Raw genomic sequence first — 19,618 nt, 5'->3', positions numbered from 1 at the left:
TAAAAACTAGCTCAGTCAAAAAACTCCATATGTGATTTTTCTTTTTTGTAATAAGCCAGTCGCTCCTGCAATGTACCCGTATGAAATTCGAACTTGTGACCATCAGGATCGGTGAAGTAGATGGACCGTTTATCGTCCTCGGACCTCGGGCGCCCTGTTAAGATATTGACATTCAAATTCTCTAATTTTTCAAACATAGAATCATAGTCTTCTTCAGCTATGGAGAAAGCCGTATGCGTGTAAGAATATGCGATTTCGTTACGCGGAATCTCCCTCTCGACATTCAATGCCAGCCAAATCCCGTTCAAATCGAAGTAGGCCGTGTTTTTTCCTTTCACTAAAAGCTTGGCAGTGAAGACCTGTTCATAAAACGCGATTGACCGGCTTAAGTCTGAAACGGAAAAAGTGAGGTGGTTCACCCCTTTGATTGACATGCGTACTCCCTCCTATTAAAGCGAGTTTTTCAATATATACTGAATATCATGGAGATGCTGGACTAGTGATATCGCTGGAAACAGTACGACAAATACACTTCTCCCACGCTACTTTCTTCAGGGTTTCACCTTTCAGTAAATCTGTCCCAACCATGTAAAGCGCAATTAGGCAGCTCGCAAAGAACATAAGGTACCACATGTCCTGCTTTTCAATCAGATCTACTAACCTTTTCATCTCCCATTCTTCACCTTCGACCGGTTGAAAGATTATCGGTTCTTTTTCAATGCCCCAAGTATTATAAGGCTGTATCTTAACAGTTTCCTCCTGCTTTGAAATCACCCCATATCCAAGTGGTGCATAACCTGCTGGGTATGCAAGTAAGTAAGACACCAATAAAGAAAGGGCAACAAAAGCTATGTATAATAGAACGCTCCTTACTTTTTTCAAGGTCTGTTCCGTCATGAACTTTCACCATATTTCTTACTGAATTGAACAAGCCACTCTCTATCAATCGGGCCATTTGTAACTTCATAGTAATGACCGACCAGGATATGAATCCTCGTTGCCATACCATGAACAAGGATAGGATTTGAATCCCTGAGCTGGATTTCGTATTGGAATGTGGGTTCTTTATTCAAGCGCTTGTTATAATGCTCTTCAGATATTTTTTTCACATTGTACTGACTGAAAAATTCATCAAGCTCTTTGGCAGCCTCCTCATTTGAGGTCCACCATTGAAATCCTTGCCCTTCCGGAATTTGATTTCTATTTTGTGTAAATCCTAATCCTGCAAACTTCTCTTCATCATAATTCACTAACTCCCCCAAACTGCGCTCACGATTGTCATTCCATGTTTTCACTGAAAAAAACAATGCAATAATAAGTGCGGCAATGAGGATTTTCATATACAATGGCTTTCCCTTACGATTCATCATCATGCGTATCTTTCTTTCCTCCATGATCATAACCGGACTGTCCCCAGTAAATCAGAAACATTGCAGGGGCGACAATCATCAATATAGCGATTAGTAAATTCATCCTTCCCCTCCTTTTGTCAGAATCTTCTTCCTTTCCTTTACGAATCAATAAGCTTCAGGTTTCACTTGATGAAGAAAAATATGAACAGTACTGTTTAAGTTGGAAAATCTGCTTGCTCATAAATTGAATGATGGGTTTCTATAAAAAGAAAAAAAGCCACCCCCGTGGGAAGACAACATTTGGGTTATGTATCAAATAAAGAAGCCGTTTTGAACGATATATCGTCCAAAACGGCTTCTTTCAGTGTACAAGAAAAAAGAGTGATTTTCTTTGTTTTTAAATCAAAGAAAATCACTCTTTTCAGATGGGTTCTGTAACAAAAAAACATTGACAGTTCCTCTAGGGTGGGAAGGGTTTTTAAGTGACCTTCCCGGAGGAGGGACGTTTCTAGGCAGCCTGTTGTTCCTGCTGCACTTTTCTTATGCGTGATACGGCATGAACGTTGATTAATATCCCTGCCGAAAACATCATCATGAGTAGGGACGTTCCACCAAAGCTGACGAAAGGCAAAGGGACACCAGTCAGCGGAATCAGGCCAGTCAGACCGCCGAGGTTGATGATTGCTTGAATACCGATCAAACCTGCAACACCGATACATAGTAAGCGACCGAAGTTGTCATGACTGTGCATACTGACTACGAAGCCACGCAACACAATCAAGGCCAGCAATCCAAGAACCACGGCCACTCCAATGAAACCAAGTTCCTCTGCGATGACAGCCATGATGAAGTCGGTGTGCGCTTCAGGCAGATAACCAAGTTTCTGCACACCTGCTCCGAGGCCTGTCCCGATCAATCCTCCATTATGTATAGCAAGGTAAGAATTGATCAGCTGATATCCGGAGTCATCGGCATATTGAAACGGCTGATAAGCTCCATCGAATCGTGACAATTGTTCTTCACTCAACCCGAAGTTATACAAAACAAAGGAAGTGATCACAGCTAAGCTGATCATGAAAAACAAATGGGTGCGCTTCAAGCCGCTGGACATAATAATCAGTCCGGATACCGCAAGAGCGATGACAGCCGTCCCTAAATCCGGTTGTTTGAAAATCATGGCTACTATCGCCATTGTAATGATGATCGGAGGTAACAGCCCACGCGTGAAATCCTCGATATAGGATTTCTTTTTTGTATAGATGGCAGCCAAATAAATGATCAACGCCATCTTCGCCACTTCAGCCGGCTGAAATTGACCGATCAATGGGAGGGTGATCCATGATTGGGCATTGTTTGATGTTTGTCCAATGACAAATACAAGAATCAATAAAATGACGGTTACGAGCAAAATCAGTTTGAATAATTTCCGATAATTTTTGTAAGGTATGATAATCCCGGCAAACAACGCCACTAGTCCGAGTGCCCAAGAAAAGAGTTGCTTTTTGAAAAAGTATTCAGGGGTTACGTCATAGACCATGACGCCACTGACCATACTTGCACTGTACACCATGACAGTACCGAAAGCGGACAGGGCCAAAACCGCGAATAAAATTGAGAAATCCATGTTTTTTAAAATCTTGACAACCATTCGTAACCCTCTTTCATTATGTTGCTTGTTATGTAAATTATAAGGCTTCTTGCCACGTAAAAAAAGCATTCCTTTCAAATTACTTCAAAAGTCATTATAATATCGATTAGATACGTAGGAGGTTTTTGGAATGATTTATCTGTATGTCGGAATCGGTGGATTCATCGGGGCATCACTTAGGTATTTGGTGGGTGTCTTATTGACTGGTCCAGATCAATGGTTTCCCTATTCCACTCTTGCCGTAAACTTGAGCGGCAGCTTCATTCTTGCCTGGTTCACCATTGGTCTGGTAGAGAGATATGCACTTTCAGCTGAATGGAAAGCAGCTCTTGGAACAGGACTTGTGGGATCTTATACCACTTTTTCTACCCTCAGCATGGATGCTGTTTTACTTTATGAAAGAGGTGACCTCTTCCTCAGCTCGCTATATGTATTCATAAGTATTGGCGGCGGCTTAGTACTATCTTTGCTCGGCTTCCATTTCGGTAAAAGGAGGAATGCTGCATGCTGATCTTCAAACTGCTGCTCGTCGGCCTGGGCGGTTTCTGTGGGGCCATTCTTCGGTATGCCGTCAGTCGGTGGATAGAAAATCGCAAATCCTCCACACTCCCGACCGCCACTTTAATCGTCAATATAGCAGGTTCGTTTTTATTAGGTATACTTATCGGGTTGGACCTCACCAAAACGTGGTTTCTCCTATGTGGGACCGGAATTCTCGGTGCTTTCACGACATTTTCCACATTCAAACTTGAAGCTATTCAACTACATATTAACAAACGTTGGAAAGGCTTTATCTATTATGTTCTGGCAAGCTATTTCTTTGGGATCTGTCTTGCTTATACAGGATTTAAACTCGGGCGCTGGTTCATGCTATGAACAGCCCGGTTTTTTATATCTTCAATGAATAATATTTGAAGCCTCCACCATTTTCCTGATCCATCAATAAAGGAGAGGGGGGAGGAAGTTATTCCGCTTTCCACCCGCCTCTCCACATGAAAGTTTTATTACTTCATCCCACACACCTGCTGAACTGCTTCGTGGGCTTCCGGAATATCGAACCATGAGTCACTAAAAGTCATATTCATCAAGAATCCTTTTCGTCAATCGCTCATAACCTTGCTCATTCAAGTGAAGCGCATCACTGAAGTGCTTCCTTGATTTTTCTTCGAAAAGGTCCTTTGTTTTTATATAGTGGACATTGTCGTACCCATCGATCAATTTACGACTGTTCTCGTTCCAATTGTTGATGATCGTATTGATTTTTTCATGATCTGGATAAGGGCTGTATAGTCCCAGGAACAATATCGGGGCATCAGGATTCTCTTCCCGTACGGTATCCATGATTTTTTTCAGATTCTTCTCATAATCCTTCTCTCCTTTGGCGATCTGGTCTTTACGAATTTCCGTCAAATCTCCACCATTGCTCTTTATTACATCATTGGTCCCTATAAATAATAATATATAGTCCGCTTTTTCAATAGATTTCAAAACGGCTGCCTCATTCATTTGACCTAACATACCATCTGTTTGTTGATCAGGGATGGCGTAATTATCTACTGTTACTTTCCTTTCATGATGCTCGTCCAGCCATTGATCGAGATTCTCGACATAGCCATTGCCACTTTGGTCACCTACTCCAAACGTAAGCGAGTCACCTAATGCCACGATCCGTTCTTCTTTTTGACTGAACATCGTGGATTGGAAACTGAAAAGACCGATGGCGATGGTTATGATGATGATTGCAGCGATCGACCACTTTTTCTGTTTTCTCATAAGTTGCACCTCCGACTATGAGCTTCCTTTCCCTGCCACTCCCTTAATCAAACCTTTTTCAGTGGGGTCAAATAAGGAAGAAACACCTGTTTATGACATGATAGAATGTTGATATATTCTTATGAAATATATGAAGACCTCCGCATCCAGACAATAATTCATTTTTTGGATGCGGAGTCCTTTTTCTATATGCTTAATCATCTCTGTATTTTAACTAGATTTCAAATATGTAAAAGGGCCATTCCGCTGCCGGAATCCCCCACTCAAACTCGAAAAATCGACCTCAGGTGTAAACACTGGCACATGTGCCAGCAGCTGGTTCATAATAACAATGATTCTTATATTGACCAGAGAATGTCTGCCCATACCAAGTCGGAGGACATGAACCAGATGGATTAAAATACCATAAACCATATTTAGCCGGGTGCTGTCTCCAATATTTTAAATTTTTCTCTGCTAATCTTTTTTCAACAGATCTCGCTCTGTTATAGAAAAGATTCCCTTTCTGAACTGCTTCAAAGGAATAATTTCCTCCCTGCACTTGATAAATAACATCAGAAATGGTCCTTATATCTCTAAAGTCTAAACAATCTGCGCTAGCGCGGTTAACAATCACATTCCCTACAAATAACATGCCCAGTTTTCCTTCACCCTCGGCTTCTGCTCTCATCATCCTTGCCATCAAGGCAACATCTGAATCTGTGTACTTTACTCTTGGCATATTTTTCACCCCAAAAATATTGTATGAAAAAAGCCTGCTTTGATGTCATGATTTGACCATTCTTTTGATTCCTTAATGTCTGTTTTGGCTTTCACCATACTTGGTTTCCCGTCACTGAGGCAATAGCGAAGGAGGAACAGTAACTGAATTTACCGAGTGTACATAAGCAAAAGGTCCATCTTCAAACATTGAAGATGGACCTTTTGTTTCTTTATATCAGGAACGGGATAAGCAACCCTGCCAGGAGTAGGATGATAGCCCCTCCTAAGCGTGAGGAAATCTGAGCAAACGGCATAAGCTCCATTCTTCTTGAGGATGATAGCACAGCTACATCTCCTGTACCACCCATGTTGGCCATACACAATCCGGCTGTAATGGCTGATTCGATTGGGTAAAAGCCGACCAGCTTACCGAGCAGCCCCGCTCCGAGCACCGCTCCCACCACTACACCGAGAACAGTTACAATGTATTGAACTGTTAAGGCTTCAAGGACTGTACCTAAGTCAGTGTAAGCAATCCCGATTCCGAACAGGAGAGCGAGTGTCCAGTTTTTTGCTACAAATTTATACCACTGATTCGCTCCATCTAAGACACTTTCAGGTATAACACCAGCAATTTTAGCAGCAGCTACGATTATGATCATCAGAGCATAAGCATGAAGCGGGATAAACCCAGCTAATAATGTTCCGATGGTAAAGAACAGAATTGCAACCATTAAACCGATTCCCATCTTTCCAATGTCGAAGGATGGTTTCTCTTCTTTGTATTCAAAACCTTTCAGTAGTTGACCATTCCCAGTTAAGGAAGGTACTTTTTTTCCGAGGATATTGAGCATGCTTGCAATAATAATTGCAAAAACATTACCCAGGGCTAACGCTGGAACGAGCATTGAAATATAGTAACTCGGTTCATTCCCCATTAACTCACTATAAATCTGGCTCATAGGTACGGCACCTGCCCCCATTCCGCCGCCCATAATAGGCATGGTAATAACCAGGACGGCGTCTCTTAGAGAAAACCCGACGATCGCACCAAATAAGGCAGCAACAGCCATAGCACCAATTACCGCACCGAAAATCGGTAAGAAGTATTTGAGACCGACTTTAACTAAAATCTTTTTATTCATTCCTAAAATGCTTCCTGTAATTAAAGCGGCAATATAGAAATTCAAAAATGCCCCATCTTTCATGAAATCATTGACCATTGTAACCGTTTCACCCGGAATTAAACCAGCGTACACCATATACGCAGCTCCAAAGATGGCGAGAATGGCACCACCTCCCAGATAGGTCTTTAATACAGGTGTGTGATCTCCGATCCATCCAAAGAGCTCACCGAGAACCATCATAATGAGAAGACTTCCAAGCATGCCACCAGGTAAGTTTCCTGTGTACATACTCACTAATGTAAGAACTGTAATCCCTAAAAACCACATAAGAGGAAGACCAAATATTGTAATCGCTTTCTTTTTGTTGGAAATTAATGTGATATTTTGCTCTGCGGGCTGTTCTGTATGAACTCTCTCTGCTGAACTGGACATATAATCTCTCCTTTTTATATTAAATAGAGAATGCTCAGCGTTAAACTAAGCACTCTTCTTTTTCATTGACTGTTTGTTCAATAGCCTCGGCTACTGTCTGTGCAACCTTTTGATTAAGCGCACTAGGTATTACGTACTCTGGAGATAACTCTTCCTCAGAGATGACTTTGGCGATTCCTTCAGCTGCTGCTATCTTCATATCAATCGTAATGTCTCTCACTCTACTATGAATGGCCCCCTTAAAAATTCCGGGAAAAGCCAGCAGATTATTAATCTGGTTAGGATAATCCGAACGCCCTGTCCCGACTACTACCGCTCCTGCCTCCAATGCCTCTTCCGGATAAATTTCCGGCACCGGGTTCGCCATAGCGAAAATAATCGCATCTTTTCTCATCATTTTCACCTGCTCTTTACTCAGCACACCTGGTGCGGACACGCCGATAAAAATATCTGCTCCAGTAATGACCTCTTCCAATCCACCGCGGATCCCGTTCAAATTGGTCTTTTCCGCCATAGATGCTTGTCTTGGATTCATCCAGGTTTCTCCCTTTCTCAACACGCCTTCCAGACTTACAAGGTTCACATCCACGAAACCTGCGTACAATAGCAAATCTGCAATTGCGATTCCAGCAGCACCTGCGCCATTGATCACAACCTTTGTATCACTCTTTTGTTTGTTGACGATTTTTAATGCGTTCATTAGAGCAGCTAAAACGACAATAGCTGTTCCATGTTGATCGTCGTGAAAGACAGGGATATCGAGTTCCTTTTTTAGTCTTTCTTCAATTTCAAAGCATCTTGGAGCGGAGATGTCCTCAAGGTTTATACCTGAAAACGTCGGTGCTAATGCTTTTATAGTAGAAATTATTTCTTCTGTATTTTGGGTATCCAGGCATAAAGGGAAAGCATCAATTCCGGCGAATTTCTTAAAAAGAAGACTTTTTCCTTCCATAACTGGGATTGCTGCTTTCGGACCGATATCTCCTAATCCTAATACGGCTGTCCCATCGGTCACTATGGCTACCATATTCCCTTTGGATGTAAGCTCATCTGCTTCATTTGGGTTCTCGGCAATTGCCTTACAAATATCCGCAACCCCTGGAGTATAGATCAAACTCAAATCTGTTGCTGTATTGACAGGTACTTTACTAGCCACCTCGATTTTACCTCTAAACGCACGATGTAAATTGATGGTTTCTTCACTAAGATTTTCTCTGCTCATTTGCTGAACCTCCAATCCAGAAAATTCAATCATCTGTAATAACTTCACCATAAATGAAAACGCTTTAACCGCCCATCATATGAAAGTAAAGATTTTATTGTAATTAAAAAAAGCAGCCTGGTAAGGGAATTTGCTGAAAAAACCCTTCCAATCTAGATGAGCTGTTAATGTTTGTTGCCGCTTCTCGCGATTCGCTTGTCGGTGGGTGTGAAGAAGGGCCGCGCAACCGGTCAGAATCTTTACGCAAGATGTTTTAAACAGTAAATGAAGGCACGATGGATAAATACATGGAAGATACTCTCGAGGCTGAATTGGACTATTCACATAGCTTTGGCGAGGTCATAAAATACAAATGTCTCATTGAAATAATAAAAGAAGCCGAGTTGGACGATAAAACCGTCCGACTCGGCTTCTATATTTGTTACATAACTCAAAAAGTTGCATTACATCATTGGCCTCTGGAACAGCCGCTTTTTTAATGATAGAACTCGAGGTCCAAATCATCCGTATTTTTAATTTGATATTGATAAACAGGTCTACCTACTCCATAGACCAGTGTCTCCTCCAGAAAGTCTATCTCTTTTAAAAACTTTAAATATTTCCGTATAGAGACTCGTGAAACCTCTGTATCCTGCGCAATTTCATCGGTTGAAAACGCCCTATTCTCTTTCTTTCGGATGATACGTAAGATCAGTTCCAGTGTATTTTGCGTCAAACCTTTCGGCACCTGAATACGGTTTTTCTCTTGACGATTCTCCTGTGCGATGAAAATTCGATCAATCTCATCCTGACCTACGTTTTCTTTATCTTGAAAAACGGCATAATTCTCTTTATATTTGATCAATGCTCCTTGAAGACGCTCGAACTCAAAAGGTTTGATTAAATAATCAACCGCGCCAAGTCTCAGCGATTTTTGGATTTGTTCTTTTTCCGAAGCAGCCGTGATGAGAATAACATCGACTCGTTCATCTTTTTCCCGAAGATCTTTAAGCAATTGTAATCCGTTCCTTCCAGGCATATAAACGTCAAGAAGGATTAAATCTACATCATATTCATCTAAATATCTGAGAGCTTCTTCAACATTGGCTGCCATAGCTGCAAGGTGAAACCCATCTACTTGCTCCACATATTTTTTATTCAAGTCAGCGACCATCGGATCATCTTCTACAATCAGCACATGAATCATGCCTGTTCCACCTCCGCTTCATAGGGAATGATGACGCTGAAATCCGTTCCTTTATTTGCTTCGGACTCAATCTCCAGGGAGCCGCCGAGGGATTCTACACTCGATTTTACAAGATACAGCCCATAACCCCTGTCATTTCCTTTCGTCGACACTCCTTTTTGAAAGATCTCCTGCTGGGGCACTTCTTGAATTCCGCTTCCTGTGTCACTCACATCAATTTCCAGCAATTCATCTACATAAGATAAGACAAGAGAAATGCGCTTCTCTTCCTTTCCTTCCAGACTTTCAATTGCATTATCCAGCAGGTTTCCTATAATCGTGACTAATTCATGGGTCACCGATTCATCACTTGCTGCTGGAATAACGGTTTCACAATTCACAGATAATCGGATGTTTTGTTCACGAGCATAGCTGAGCTTGCCAATCATAAATCCAGCGAGAACAGGATCCTTCATTTTATTCGTCATGATATCCGCTTCATGGATTTGGTGATTAACCAGCCGTTTGATATAGGACTTCACCTCATCAAATGATTCCAATTCAGCCATACCCAGCAGGACATGCAGCTTATTCTTAAATTCATGGGATTGAGCACGAAGCGATTCGGCATATAATCTTACACCTGTCAGCTGCTCAGCCAGTTGGTTGACTTCGGTTTTATCTCGGAATGTTGAGATCGCACCGACCACTTCATCGTTTACGACCAGAGGAACCCGGTTCACGATAATGGATGATCCGTTAATGATCTGCTCTTCATCGGTTTCTGCCTCGCCTGTGTGCAGTACTCTCTGGAGCATAGAATGTGGCAGGTACTCGGAAACCTCAAGCCCGATCGGGTCTTCACCTTCAAGTCCTGCTTTTTTAAAAATGTCCCGTGCTGATTTATTGACAAGGGTGATTTTGGCATCGGCATCTACGGCAATTATCCCCTCCCGGACAGAGTGAAGCATACGGTTTCGCTCCTCATGGATTCGCGCAATCGCTACAGGTTCAAGTCCGAACATGTTTTTCTTAATATACCGCGCCAACAGATATGCCCCGATCACACCTACAAGCGCCCCGACTAAGGAGCCGATCAGGATATTCCGATGGCTGCTTTGCTGCGATGCTTCAAGTGCATCAAGTGAGATCCCTATTGACACTGCCCCGACCTGTTCCCCGTTGTCTGCGATAATTGGTGTAAAGGCCCGAACGGATTGCCCTAACGTTCCTTCAGATACAGATATGTACTCTTCTCCGTTTAAGACTCTCGCCTCGTCACCTCCGACAAATTGCTTGCCGATCAATTCTGGATTGGGGTGAGACTGACGAACTCCTTCCATATTCATAATGACTACAAACATAACATCTGATGCTTCTTGTATTCTCATAGCATAATCCTGAACGTTTTGATTCTCTGAAGAGCTTTGCAATTCATCTTGAACGATTTCTGATTCCGCTACCATCCGGGAAACGATCAGTGCCTTCTCTTCAAGCTGCTCCCGTATATTATTGCTTGTACTCTCCGTGATTAGAAGATCTGTGATCAATAATGAAAACAAGACCACCAAAAGTACATAGAAAATTATCATGGTACTCAGTTTAAATCGCGCTTTGTTCATGGTATTTCTCCTCATTGAGATTGTTTTCTCAAGTTTATCACAATGTAGATTTGACCAGAGGAGTATTTTTTCATTTCAGAACCTGAGACCACGTGGCTATCCCTAACGGCGTACCAATGAATGTCTTAACGTCCATTCATACAAAATCAATTGGCTATACTATCCGATCCTTCGCTTTTACCCGCTTTAACGTGGCAACGATCAAAAAGCTGACGATCACTAATAAAAGCCATGAACTCATCTTCCCTATATGGACAAGACTCCATGCATCAGCCTGGTTTGGATATTCCCAGGCACCGAAGTATGTAGCGATATTTTCAGCTATCCATATGAAGAATCCGATGAGAACAAAAGACAGGGCGATTGGCATACGGTAGCGAGCCCCGCCAACCTCGTATATGACCCAAGACTGCCAAAAAACAACGACGACAAGGCCGGATAACCACCAGCGAATGTCTATCCAATAATGGTGGGTGAAAAAATTCAAATAGATTGCTGCTGCAAGAGGGACGACCATCCAAAATGGCGGCCATTTAATAAGATCGACTTTCAACCGTCTCCATGCCTGGCAAAGATAACTCGCTACACTTGCATACATGAACCCACTGTACAATGGCACTCCAAATACCTTGGAATATCCTTCTTCTGGATAAGACCATGAGCCCATATGCACTTTAAATAACTCAAGTGCAAGACCTATGAGGTGAAATAACGAAATCACCTTCAGTTCATCTCGTGTTTCAAGTCCTGAACGCACCATCATCCACTGCATGAGGAGACTGATGATCAGGAGCCAGTCATATCTAGGCAGAATGGGGAGTGGAACTATTTTTGTAATAGCCAGAGAAGCAAAGATAACGACAGGAAACAAACAGGACAGGGCTTGTTCCCGGCCGAAACGAATGAGCTGTTTTAACGGTCTCATCATTTATACCTCCCACAGCCTTTATCACTGGAACTAATGATCATTTTCACTCTTGTATTCCAATATATCTCCAGGCTGACAATCCAATGCCTTACATATCCCCTCTAATGTTGAGAAACGGACGGCCTTCGCTTTTCCATTTTTCAATATAGATAGATTCGCCATCGTAATTCCAACCTTCTCCGAAAGCTCTGTTACGCTCATTTTCCTCTTCGCCAACATCACATCAATATTGATTATTATTGTCATTTTTTCACCTCAGACCGTTAAATCATTTTCTGATTTTATATGAATCGCATCTTGCAAAAGTCTTTGGAGGACGGCCGCAAAGACTGAAATCACCGTTGAAGCAAAGATGATGACCATACCAATTACTATGAGACCCGGGGCATCATCGGCCTCCGCTATAATATATAAGAGCGGCATAAAGATGACGTATAAAACACTTATCGTAATCGCACAGTGTTTGATGACCTTCAAAGCTTTTACTGATAAATCCGAGAAAGCTTTATTGTTATCGATATAGTTCAATAGTTTGAAAGCTTGATAAAGAGCAAAATAAAAAGGGATCGCTGTCACATATAAATATACGAAAACAAGATATTTCATAAATGCAATATCAGGGAAGACTTCTCCTGCATAATCCGCAATGCCAGGTACAAAAAATATACACAAAGCAAGAACGGGCGTCCCGATAAGAATGACAGCCAATTTCAAAAATAATGTTGTTCCATCTTTCACAAAAAGCACCTCACTTTAGTTTATGTAAATTTAATCTAACACATAATTTATCGTTTATCAATAAATTATTATTGTTAAAGATATTATATTAGGTGTAAAAAAGAACATATCTTTAAAAGAAATGCTTAATCTTGAAGACACGATTCCGAGATGTTCGTGAAAGTTAGGGGCTACAGGAAACGGATGTTGCCCCTGAAAAACCCTTCTCAATCTGGAGGAGCTGTTAATGTTAGTTGTTGCTTCTAACGAATCGCTTGTCGGTGGATGCTTGCCGCGGGGAACAGCCTCAGCTTATCGTGGAATCAACAGTGTGACCTATCTAAAAGAGTGATTTTCCTGTCCACTGAAAGAAGCCGAGTGGAACGATAAAATCGTCCCACTCGGCTTCTTTATTTGATACATAACTCAAAAAGATGCAGTTCTTCCATTGGTCTCAAACGGATCGCTTTCCGTGGGGGGTGCACTGAGCCCGCCCCTCTGCCAATCATGTAGCTCAAAATCGTTATGCATGCGTTTGATAAAAATATATAGACAAATCATTTTGCGGTTTTGTCTGTTAAAATCAAGAATCTACCCATAAGTGTCCTAACGCTAAAGTAAGCTTCCGCTTATCAGAACTGTTTTGCATGCTCTTTCGCAAATTCAATGATCTTGTGGTAGGTTTTCTGTTCAAAATCTTTTTTGGCAGGAATGTGGAGCTTTGCACTGTCTTCATCAATGATCTTTATTCTTGCTCCACCTCTCACTAACAAAGTGACATAAAGGAATGGGTCTTTCATTTCGACTTCTTTTAAAAATTCGTCAGGGAACTCCGCCGTAATGAGAAGGCGATCTTCTACTTGCTTCAAAGATAGCTGACTATGGAATTGGAGATTGTTCACTTCTTTCAAATACAAATTATGCACTCCTCACTTCATTTCTATTAAATACCTATAGGTACCTTTCCTTACGGTGAATCAAACCTGGGCTCTCATTTCATACCCTCATGAAAAACTGCCATGCCCTCCCACTAACATACATAGTTTCTTTGATGTGCAATGCTTGAATATGTAAAGTTTATATAAATTGTATAATATCTCCACGGATCAGCCAAATCTGAACGAAGTGGAAAACCCCCTTGCCCATGGAGCAAGGGGGTTTCCGGATAAAACTTTTAAAATATTTTATCTCAGCCTTCGGTTTTCTCCTGAATCACAACGCCTCGTTCAGACATTTCTTTAATGTATAAATCGCCTGGTACGATCGTCTCTGGAGGACAAACTCCGCGCTTGCTGATTTTATCATTACCGATCATTTGCGCGACGACCGATATCGTATTGGCTGTCGCGCGCGCCATTGCTGTTACCTTACTCGTCCGATCTTTATATGTGACCATCTCGTATTGGTAGTGCTTCTCTTTTTCTGCTTTCCTGCCGCCGACCATCACTCGCAGTAACACAGCATCGTCTTTATCTTTCAGATCCAAAATCGGATCGATCGATTTTAATAAAACATCACGCGTTTTCACTTTGACCCCGCCCACATCGACGACATGACTGCTGCCGGTCAAGTTCAAGTCTACAAGCAGTTTCATTTTTTCTGCGTGCCCTGGATAGCGGATGGTTTTATATTCTAACGTCTCAATCGTCGGAAAGGATTTTAACAACGTCGACGTTCCGCCAGAGGTGTGGAAGGCCTCTAACGGCCCGAACCGTTCAAAGTAGATTTTCTCCAGTTCTGTCAGGGATTCTACTTCCTGCAGTTTCCCTCCACGAATGATTGTAGATGGATCTGAGTAGTGATCCAACAATCCTTCCATGGAAAAAACATGGTTGTATTCAAGCGGGGGTTCCGGCTGGACAGGGATGCCTCCTACAAAGAGACGAATCGATTCAAGCTGGTCCAGTTTACTCGCGCCGAAGCCCGCTAATATATTGATCATACCTGGAGCGACCCCTAAATCCGGAATCACCGTCACACCTGAATTTTTCGCTTTGTCATCAAGCTCCAATACTTTATCGGTGATATGACCGATGTGACCACCTAAATCGACAGAGTGGACACCGACTTCGATGGCTGTCCTGGCTACAATCTCATTAAACGAATAGAACAAGGCATTGATAATGACATCATAATTTTTCAAGAAATTCGCAAGCTCTTCAGTGTTTCCAGCATCGATCTTGAAAGCTTCGATTTTCGATGAACCCAGTGAATCACAAACCTCAGCTGCTCGTTTCACATCGATGTCTGCGAGACCGACCTTCTCAACTCCGCCGCTTTGCACTAAATCTCGTGCCGCTTCTTTCCCCATTAGTCCAGACCCTAATACAGCTACTTTCATCGTCTGCACTCCCTTTTTCTCTATTTATCTTTCATCATTCTTCCCCCACCTACTCCACATCTATTTGAGCACGTTGCAGTTTGCCACTGAAATCAACATACACGGCTTTCCATTCGGTGAATACGTCAAGAGCAGCGACACCCGAATCACGATGGCCGTTCCCTGTCCCTTTTGTACCACCGAATGGCAAGTGGATTTCTGCACCCGTCGTACCTGCATTCACATAGACGATCCCGGTGTCCAAATCACGCTGGGCAGCGAAAACTTTGTTTACATCTCTAGTGAAAATGGAACTCGACAAGCCGAATTCAACACTGTTGTTAATCTCGATGGCTTCCTCAAAACTTTTCACAGGGATGAGGGACACCACAGGGCCGAAGATTTCTTCTTGTGCAATTCGCATATCCGGTTTCACATCTGTGAACAACGTCGGGGCAAAGTAATTCCCCTTCTTGTGCTCTCCGTTTTCCATAACGTATCCACCGGTCAAAAGTCTTGCTCCTTCGTCTTTTCCAACGCTCATATAGCTTTTGACTTTCTCTAAACCAGCTCGATTAATAATCGGGCCGACTTTGATTGACTCATCCAATCCATTTCCGATCGACAGCTTTGCGATTTCTTTTTGCAGGCGTTCTTCGAGTTCATCTTTGACACTTTCATGGACCATTACACGGCTGCATGCCGTACAGCGTTGACCGCTCGTTCCATATGCACTCCATAAGATCCCTTCGACGGCTAAGGAAAGATCCGCATCGTCCATCACGATTACGGCATTCTTTCCGCCCATCTCAAGCGAAACTTTTTTCAACCTTTGGCCACACTTACCCGCGATCCTACGGCCAACTTCATTGGAACCTGTAAATGAAATGACACGGATGTCATCTTGATCGATCATCGCTTCACCGACCGTCGAACCAGATCCGAACACTACATTGATGACCCCTCGTGGGAGACCTGCTTCTTCAAATATTTTCGCTAGTTCATACGCCATGATCGGAGTTTCTGTCGCCGGTTTCCATACCACCGCATTGCCGGCTACGATTGCAGGAAATGACTTCCACGTTGCGATGGCGATCGGAAAATTCCAGGGCGTGATAATCCCGACAACTCCAACGGGGGCGCGGACGCTCATCGCGAATTTATCTTTCAGCTCTGAAGGTGTCGTCTGACCGAAAAGCCGCCTTCCTTCTCCAGCCATGTAAAAAGCCATATCAATACCTTCTTGCACCTCTCCGCGCGCTTCTTCGATCACTTTCCCATTTTCCATTGTCAGCAGCTGGGAAAGCTTTTCTTTTCTTTCCTTCATGATCATCCCGACACTATAAAGCACTTCCGCCCGCTGCGGAGCTGGTACAAGCGCCCAGCTTTTTTGCGCCACTTTTGCTGCTTCTGTCGCTTCCACCACGTCTTCACTGCCTGATAAAGGTACCTGTACAATCGTCTCAGAGGTGGCTGGATTGACGACCGCTGTCGTCTTCCCTGTCGTTGGCTCCACCCATTCCCCATTTATGAAATTCCGCAGTGCTTTTTCCTGAATTAAACTCACCTAGTATTCCTCCTTCATTTGGTACGTTGTCTCATTTGTTGAATCGTGGAAGAGACGGATATCTGATCCCTTTCACTTTCCACTTCGATCAAGACAGGTTTTTTTTCTTTTAGAGCAGCAGTAAGTGCTTCTTCAAATTGCTCGGGGGTCTTCACATGAAAACCAGCCGCCCCTAAATCTTCAGCTAATTTGGAAAAAGGAACCTCTCCTAAGTCCGTTCCGATCTTTTTGTAAGGATAATGGATTTCCTGATGCATACGGATCGTTCCATACATCCGGTTGTTAAAAACGATGCTGATGACCGGGATTTGATAACGGACCGCCGTTTCGAATTCTTGCATAGTCATCATGAAACCACCGTCACCAGACAATGAAACTACCGTTTTATCAGGGTGAGCCAGTTTCACACCCAATGCTGCCGGCATACCGTAGCCCATGGCACCGGATGTTGGACCGACATAGGTATGCTTTTGTCTGAATTGAAAAAATGAATGAAGCCACCCTGCAAAATTCCCGGCATCATTCGTGAAGACCGTATCTGAGGGCAAGTGCTTCTGCATCATACTTATGATCCTTCCGTTCACCGTCGCTTTCCCAGGAACTTGAAGAGTTGCTTCATACGCTCGTCTTCGAGTTGCTCCCCACTCTTTCCATCTCAAAGGCATCTCAAAATCCATCATGGACCGCAGAGTTTCATTTGCATCAGCGATGATTCCGATATTCGGGGCATACACTTTCCCGAGTGTTCCGTAATCGACATCGATATGAATCAAATTCTGATTGGCTTGCAAAAGGGTGTAGTCCTGTGTGGTCACTTCGGACAGGCGTGTTCCAATCGCAAGAATTGTATCTGCTTCTCTTACTGTTTCTATAATGTTCGGATGCACTCCGAGGCCTAGATGGCCGACATAACGTGCATCATCATTAGGAAACACATCGTGACGGCGGAACGCGCACATTACCGGGATTTCGAATTTCTCCGCAAAAACTTGAAGCGCTTCTTCCGCACCTGCCCCCTTCACACCTCCACCGGCAATGATTAAGGGCCGGTCCGAATGTTGAAGAAACTTTTCCAAACCTTCCAATTCCCTGAGATTAGGCCGGGGAGCTGGCTTGGTGAAGGCAGGTCCGAACGTCATAGGGGCTTGTTTTTTCAATAAATCCTCTGGTAAGGAAAGGACCACAGGGCCCGGACGTCCAGTTTGCGCAATACGGAATGCCCGTTGGAGGATTTCCGGGACGCGCGGTGGCTCGCGAATCTCAGCTACCCATTTAGCAATCGGACGGAAAAATGCTTCAAGGTCCACCTCTTGGAATCCTTCGCGTCCACTGAAGCTCGAATGGACTTGTCCCAGCAAAACAACGAGAGGGGTGGAATCTTGATAAGCTGTGTGTACACCAATCGTTAAATTCGATGCTCCTACGCCTCGTGTGCCCATGACTACCCCAGTTTTTCCACTCGCTTTTGCATACCCCTCAGCCATAAATGCTGCACCGCCTTCATGACGAGCAGAGATCAATTCGATTGTCGGTTCATCTGAAATTGCATCCATCACCGGCAAATAGCTTTCGCCCGGCACACAGAATACGTTCGGAATCCCCTCCCGCCTTATGCACTCCACAATCGCCTGTGCACTTGTCATCATTTTTCCTTCCATTACATTGTCCCTCCCTTCATCACTTTTTTCATACGACTCACTGCTTCATGTAATCGCTCTTTCGGTACAGATAAACTGATTCTGAAATACCCTTCTCCCTTCGATCCAAATGCATTGCCGGGAGTGATGATCACACCAGCTTCGCTAAGCATCTTTTCAGCGAATGCTTGTGATGTATGGCCACCCGGGACCTTCGCCCAGATGAAGAATGTACCTCGCGGCTTGTCCGCTTCAATATTCATTTCCTGTAGAGCCTTCATCATCATATCCAACCGATCTTCGTAGACACGGTTGTTTTCTTTCACAGCCACGAAATCGCTGTTCAAAGCTGTTGCAGCTGCTTTTTGAATTGGTAGAAACTGACTTGTGTCCATATTGCTTTTCACAATCGATAACGCTTTGATCAAGTCTCTATTACCGACAACATATCCAATGCGCCAGCCGGTCATGTTGAAACTTTTGGATAAAGACCCGAACTCGACGGCCACATCTTTCGCTCCCTGTACTTGCAATAGACTCGGAGCTTGATAATCTCTGAATGTCACAAGGTCGTAGGCGGCGTCGTGGACAAGAGAAAGGTGGTGAGTCTTCGAAAATAAGACCGCCTTTTCAAAGGTATCCAGATCTACAGTGGCCCCTGTCGGATTGTTCGGGTAATTCAATAACATCAGTTTCGATCGTCTTATGTCTCTTTCCGAAATCTTTTCTAACCGAGGGGTGTACCCATTCGCCTCATCTAAAGGAAACTTCACGCCTGTACCATGAGCGAGATGGATTGCTGATTGATAGACAGGATATCCCGGGTCCGGAGTGAGAACACCATCACCAGGGTCTATAACAGCACTGATCAAATGGGCGATCCCCTCTTTAGATCCAATCAGAGCGAGAACCTCGGAATCTGCATCCAACTCCACTCGATAATGCTTTTGATAAAAATCAACGACAGCCAGTTTGAATTCCCGGCAACCTCCATATGGCGAATATCTATGATTTTCAGGATCCCTAGCTTCCTTTGCCAACCGATCGATGATGAAAGATGGTGTTGGCAAGTCCGGGGCACCGATTCCTAAATCTATGACATCTACTCCTTGCGCTTCTAATGCAACTTTCTTTTTATGAAAAATCGAAAACAGATAGGCGGGTAAACTACTGACCTGCTTCGAACCTTTAGACATTCTACAAACCCCCAGCCATAACATGATCGCTTACTCGCTAGATTGTCCCACTGATCTATCCTATTCCTGGAAAAATGAATCTATGATAGAGGATTTTCAGGATCATATCTCCTCCTGATGCCGCATAAGATGTGATGTAGCCCAAAGAGGACATCCCTCTCCTGCACCTGATTATGATCGTTGTTCCCAAGCCAGTCGGATTCATACATC

The 19,618-nt window shown here is 43.4% G+C and carries 20 protein-coding genes; 2 read left to right on the top strand and 18 right to left on the bottom strand.

Annotation, left to right across the window (positions count from 1 at the left end; genetic code table 11):
* Window positions 1–11: 11 nt before the first annotated feature.
* From fosB to HLI_RS19955, 4 genes are all read right to left on the bottom strand, one after another.
* Window positions 12–434, bottom strand: a complete 423-nt coding sequence (fosB, locus tag HLI_RS19970; RefSeq protein ID WP_128526648.1) for a metallothiol transferase FosB — start codon at window positions 432–434, stop codon at window positions 12–14.
* 46 nt (window positions 435–480) lie between these two features.
* The gene (locus HLI_RS19965) at window positions 481–897 is read right to left on the bottom strand and encodes a hypothetical protein (RefSeq protein WP_128526647.1); all 417 of its coding nucleotides are present in this window, start codon (window positions 895–897) and stop codon (window positions 481–483) included.
* A complete protein-coding gene (locus tag HLI_RS19960) occupies window positions 894–1,370 on the bottom strand; it encodes a hypothetical protein (protein WP_128526646.1) in 477 nt (158 codons plus the stop codon). The genes HLI_RS19965 and HLI_RS19960 overlap by 4 nt, the downstream gene beginning before the upstream one ends.
* A gap of 490 nt (window positions 1,371–1,860) precedes the next feature.
* Window positions 1,861–3,000, bottom strand: coding sequence for an FtsW/RodA/SpoVE family cell cycle protein (locus HLI_RS19955; protein WP_128526645.1), 1,140 nt, complete (start codon window positions 2,998–3,000; stop codon window positions 1,861–1,863).
* A gap of 130 nt (window positions 3,001–3,130) precedes the next feature.
* Between HLI_RS19955 and crcB (HLI_RS19950) the strand changes: the two genes are divergently transcribed.
* Window positions 3,131–3,511, top strand: a complete 381-nt coding sequence (gene crcB / locus HLI_RS19950; RefSeq protein ID WP_128526644.1) for a fluoride efflux transporter CrcB — start codon at window positions 3,131–3,133, stop codon at window positions 3,509–3,511.
* On the top strand, window positions 3,505–3,876 hold the full coding sequence (crcB, locus tag HLI_RS19945) for a fluoride efflux transporter CrcB (RefSeq protein WP_128526643.1): 372 nt from the start codon (window positions 3,505–3,507) through the stop codon (window positions 3,874–3,876). Before crcB (HLI_RS19950) ends, crcB (HLI_RS19945) begins: the two co-directional genes overlap by 7 nt.
* Window positions 3,877–4,068: 192 nt before the next feature.
* On the opposite strand, the gene HLI_RS19940 is transcribed toward crcB (HLI_RS19945), so the two are convergent.
* The 14 genes from HLI_RS19940 to HLI_RS19875 all read right to left on the bottom strand — a co-directional run bounded on the left by HLI_RS19940 (window position 4,069) and on the right by HLI_RS19875 (window position 19,408).
* A complete protein-coding gene (locus HLI_RS19940) occupies window positions 4,069–4,773 on the bottom strand; it encodes a DUF459 domain-containing protein (RefSeq protein ID WP_128526642.1) in 705 nt (234 codons plus the stop codon).
* A 283-nt stretch (window positions 4,774–5,056) separates the two neighbouring features.
* A complete protein-coding gene (locus HLI_RS19935; RefSeq protein ID WP_128526641.1) occupies window positions 5,057–5,494 on the bottom strand; it encodes a cell wall hydrolase in 438 nt (145 codons plus the stop codon).
* 211 nt (window positions 5,495–5,705) lie between these two features.
* Entirely contained in the window at window positions 5,706–7,034 is a 1,329-nt protein-coding gene (locus HLI_RS19930) for a 2-hydroxycarboxylate transporter family protein (RefSeq protein ID WP_128526640.1), read from the bottom strand.
* 40 nt (window positions 7,035–7,074) lie between these two features.
* Window positions 7,075–8,256, bottom strand: a complete 1,182-nt coding sequence (locus tag HLI_RS19925; RefSeq protein WP_128526639.1) for an NAD(P)-dependent malic enzyme — start codon at window positions 8,254–8,256, stop codon at window positions 7,075–7,077.
* Window positions 8,257–8,731: 475 nt separating this feature from the next.
* Window positions 8,732–9,442 carry a response regulator gene (locus tag HLI_RS19920; RefSeq protein WP_128526638.1) on the bottom strand — a complete coding sequence of 237 codons (711 nt, stop codon included), beginning with the start codon at window positions 9,440–9,442 and terminating at the stop codon, window positions 8,732–8,734.
* The gene (gene dcuS / locus HLI_RS19915) at window positions 9,439–11,043 is read right to left on the bottom strand and encodes a DcuS/MalK family sensor histidine kinase (protein ID WP_128526637.1); all 1,605 of its coding nucleotides are present in this window, start codon (window positions 11,041–11,043) and stop codon (window positions 9,439–9,441) included. Before dcuS ends, HLI_RS19920 begins: the two co-directional genes overlap by 4 nt.
* A gap of 154 nt (window positions 11,044–11,197) precedes the next feature.
* Window positions 11,198–11,968 carry a DUF817 domain-containing protein gene (locus HLI_RS19910; RefSeq protein ID WP_128526952.1) on the bottom strand — a complete coding sequence of 257 codons (771 nt, stop codon included), beginning with the start codon at window positions 11,966–11,968 and terminating at the stop codon, window positions 11,198–11,200.
* A 33-nt stretch (window positions 11,969–12,001) separates the two neighbouring features.
* Window positions 12,002–12,217, bottom strand: coding sequence for a helix-turn-helix domain-containing protein (locus HLI_RS19905; protein WP_128526636.1), 216 nt, complete (start codon window positions 12,215–12,217; stop codon window positions 12,002–12,004).
* 9 nt (window positions 12,218–12,226) lie between these two features.
* The gene (locus HLI_RS19900; RefSeq protein ID WP_128526635.1) at window positions 12,227–12,709 is read right to left on the bottom strand and encodes a DUF2975 domain-containing protein; all 483 of its coding nucleotides are present in this window, start codon (window positions 12,707–12,709) and stop codon (window positions 12,227–12,229) included.
* A 611-nt stretch (window positions 12,710–13,320) separates the two neighbouring features.
* The gene (locus HLI_RS19895; RefSeq protein WP_241655896.1) at window positions 13,321–13,605 is read right to left on the bottom strand and encodes a hypothetical protein; all 285 of its coding nucleotides are present in this window, start codon (window positions 13,603–13,605) and stop codon (window positions 13,321–13,323) included.
* A 272-nt stretch (window positions 13,606–13,877) separates the two neighbouring features.
* Complete coding sequence (locus HLI_RS19890; RefSeq protein WP_128526634.1) at window positions 13,878–15,029, bottom strand: saccharopine dehydrogenase family protein; 1,152 nt, start codon at window positions 15,027–15,029, stop codon at window positions 13,878–13,880.
* 49 nt (window positions 15,030–15,078) lie between these two features.
* Window positions 15,079–16,575, bottom strand: a complete 1,497-nt coding sequence (locus HLI_RS19885; RefSeq protein ID WP_128526633.1) for an aldehyde dehydrogenase family protein — start codon at window positions 16,573–16,575, stop codon at window positions 15,079–15,081.
* A gap of 14 nt (window positions 16,576–16,589) precedes the next feature.
* Window positions 16,590–18,233: a thiamine pyrophosphate-dependent enzyme gene (locus tag HLI_RS19880; protein ID WP_128526632.1), complete on the bottom strand. Its 1,644-nt coding sequence runs from the start codon at window positions 18,231–18,233 to the stop codon at window positions 16,590–16,592.
* On the bottom strand, window positions 18,233–19,408 hold the full coding sequence (locus HLI_RS19875; RefSeq protein ID WP_128526631.1) for an aminotransferase class I/II-fold pyridoxal phosphate-dependent enzyme: 1,176 nt from the start codon (window positions 19,406–19,408) through the stop codon (window positions 18,233–18,235). The genes HLI_RS19880 and HLI_RS19875 overlap by 1 nt, the downstream gene beginning before the upstream one ends.
* Window positions 19,409–19,618 lie beyond the last annotated feature (210 nt).

It is taken from the genome of Halobacillus litoralis, from assembly GCF_004101865.1.
GTDB classification, from domain to species: Bacteria; Bacillota; Bacilli; order Bacillales; family Halobacillaceae; genus Halobacillus; species Halobacillus litoralis_A.
Note: the sequence above shows the minus strand (reverse complement) of the source record. Positions and strands in the feature narration are given on the sequence as shown.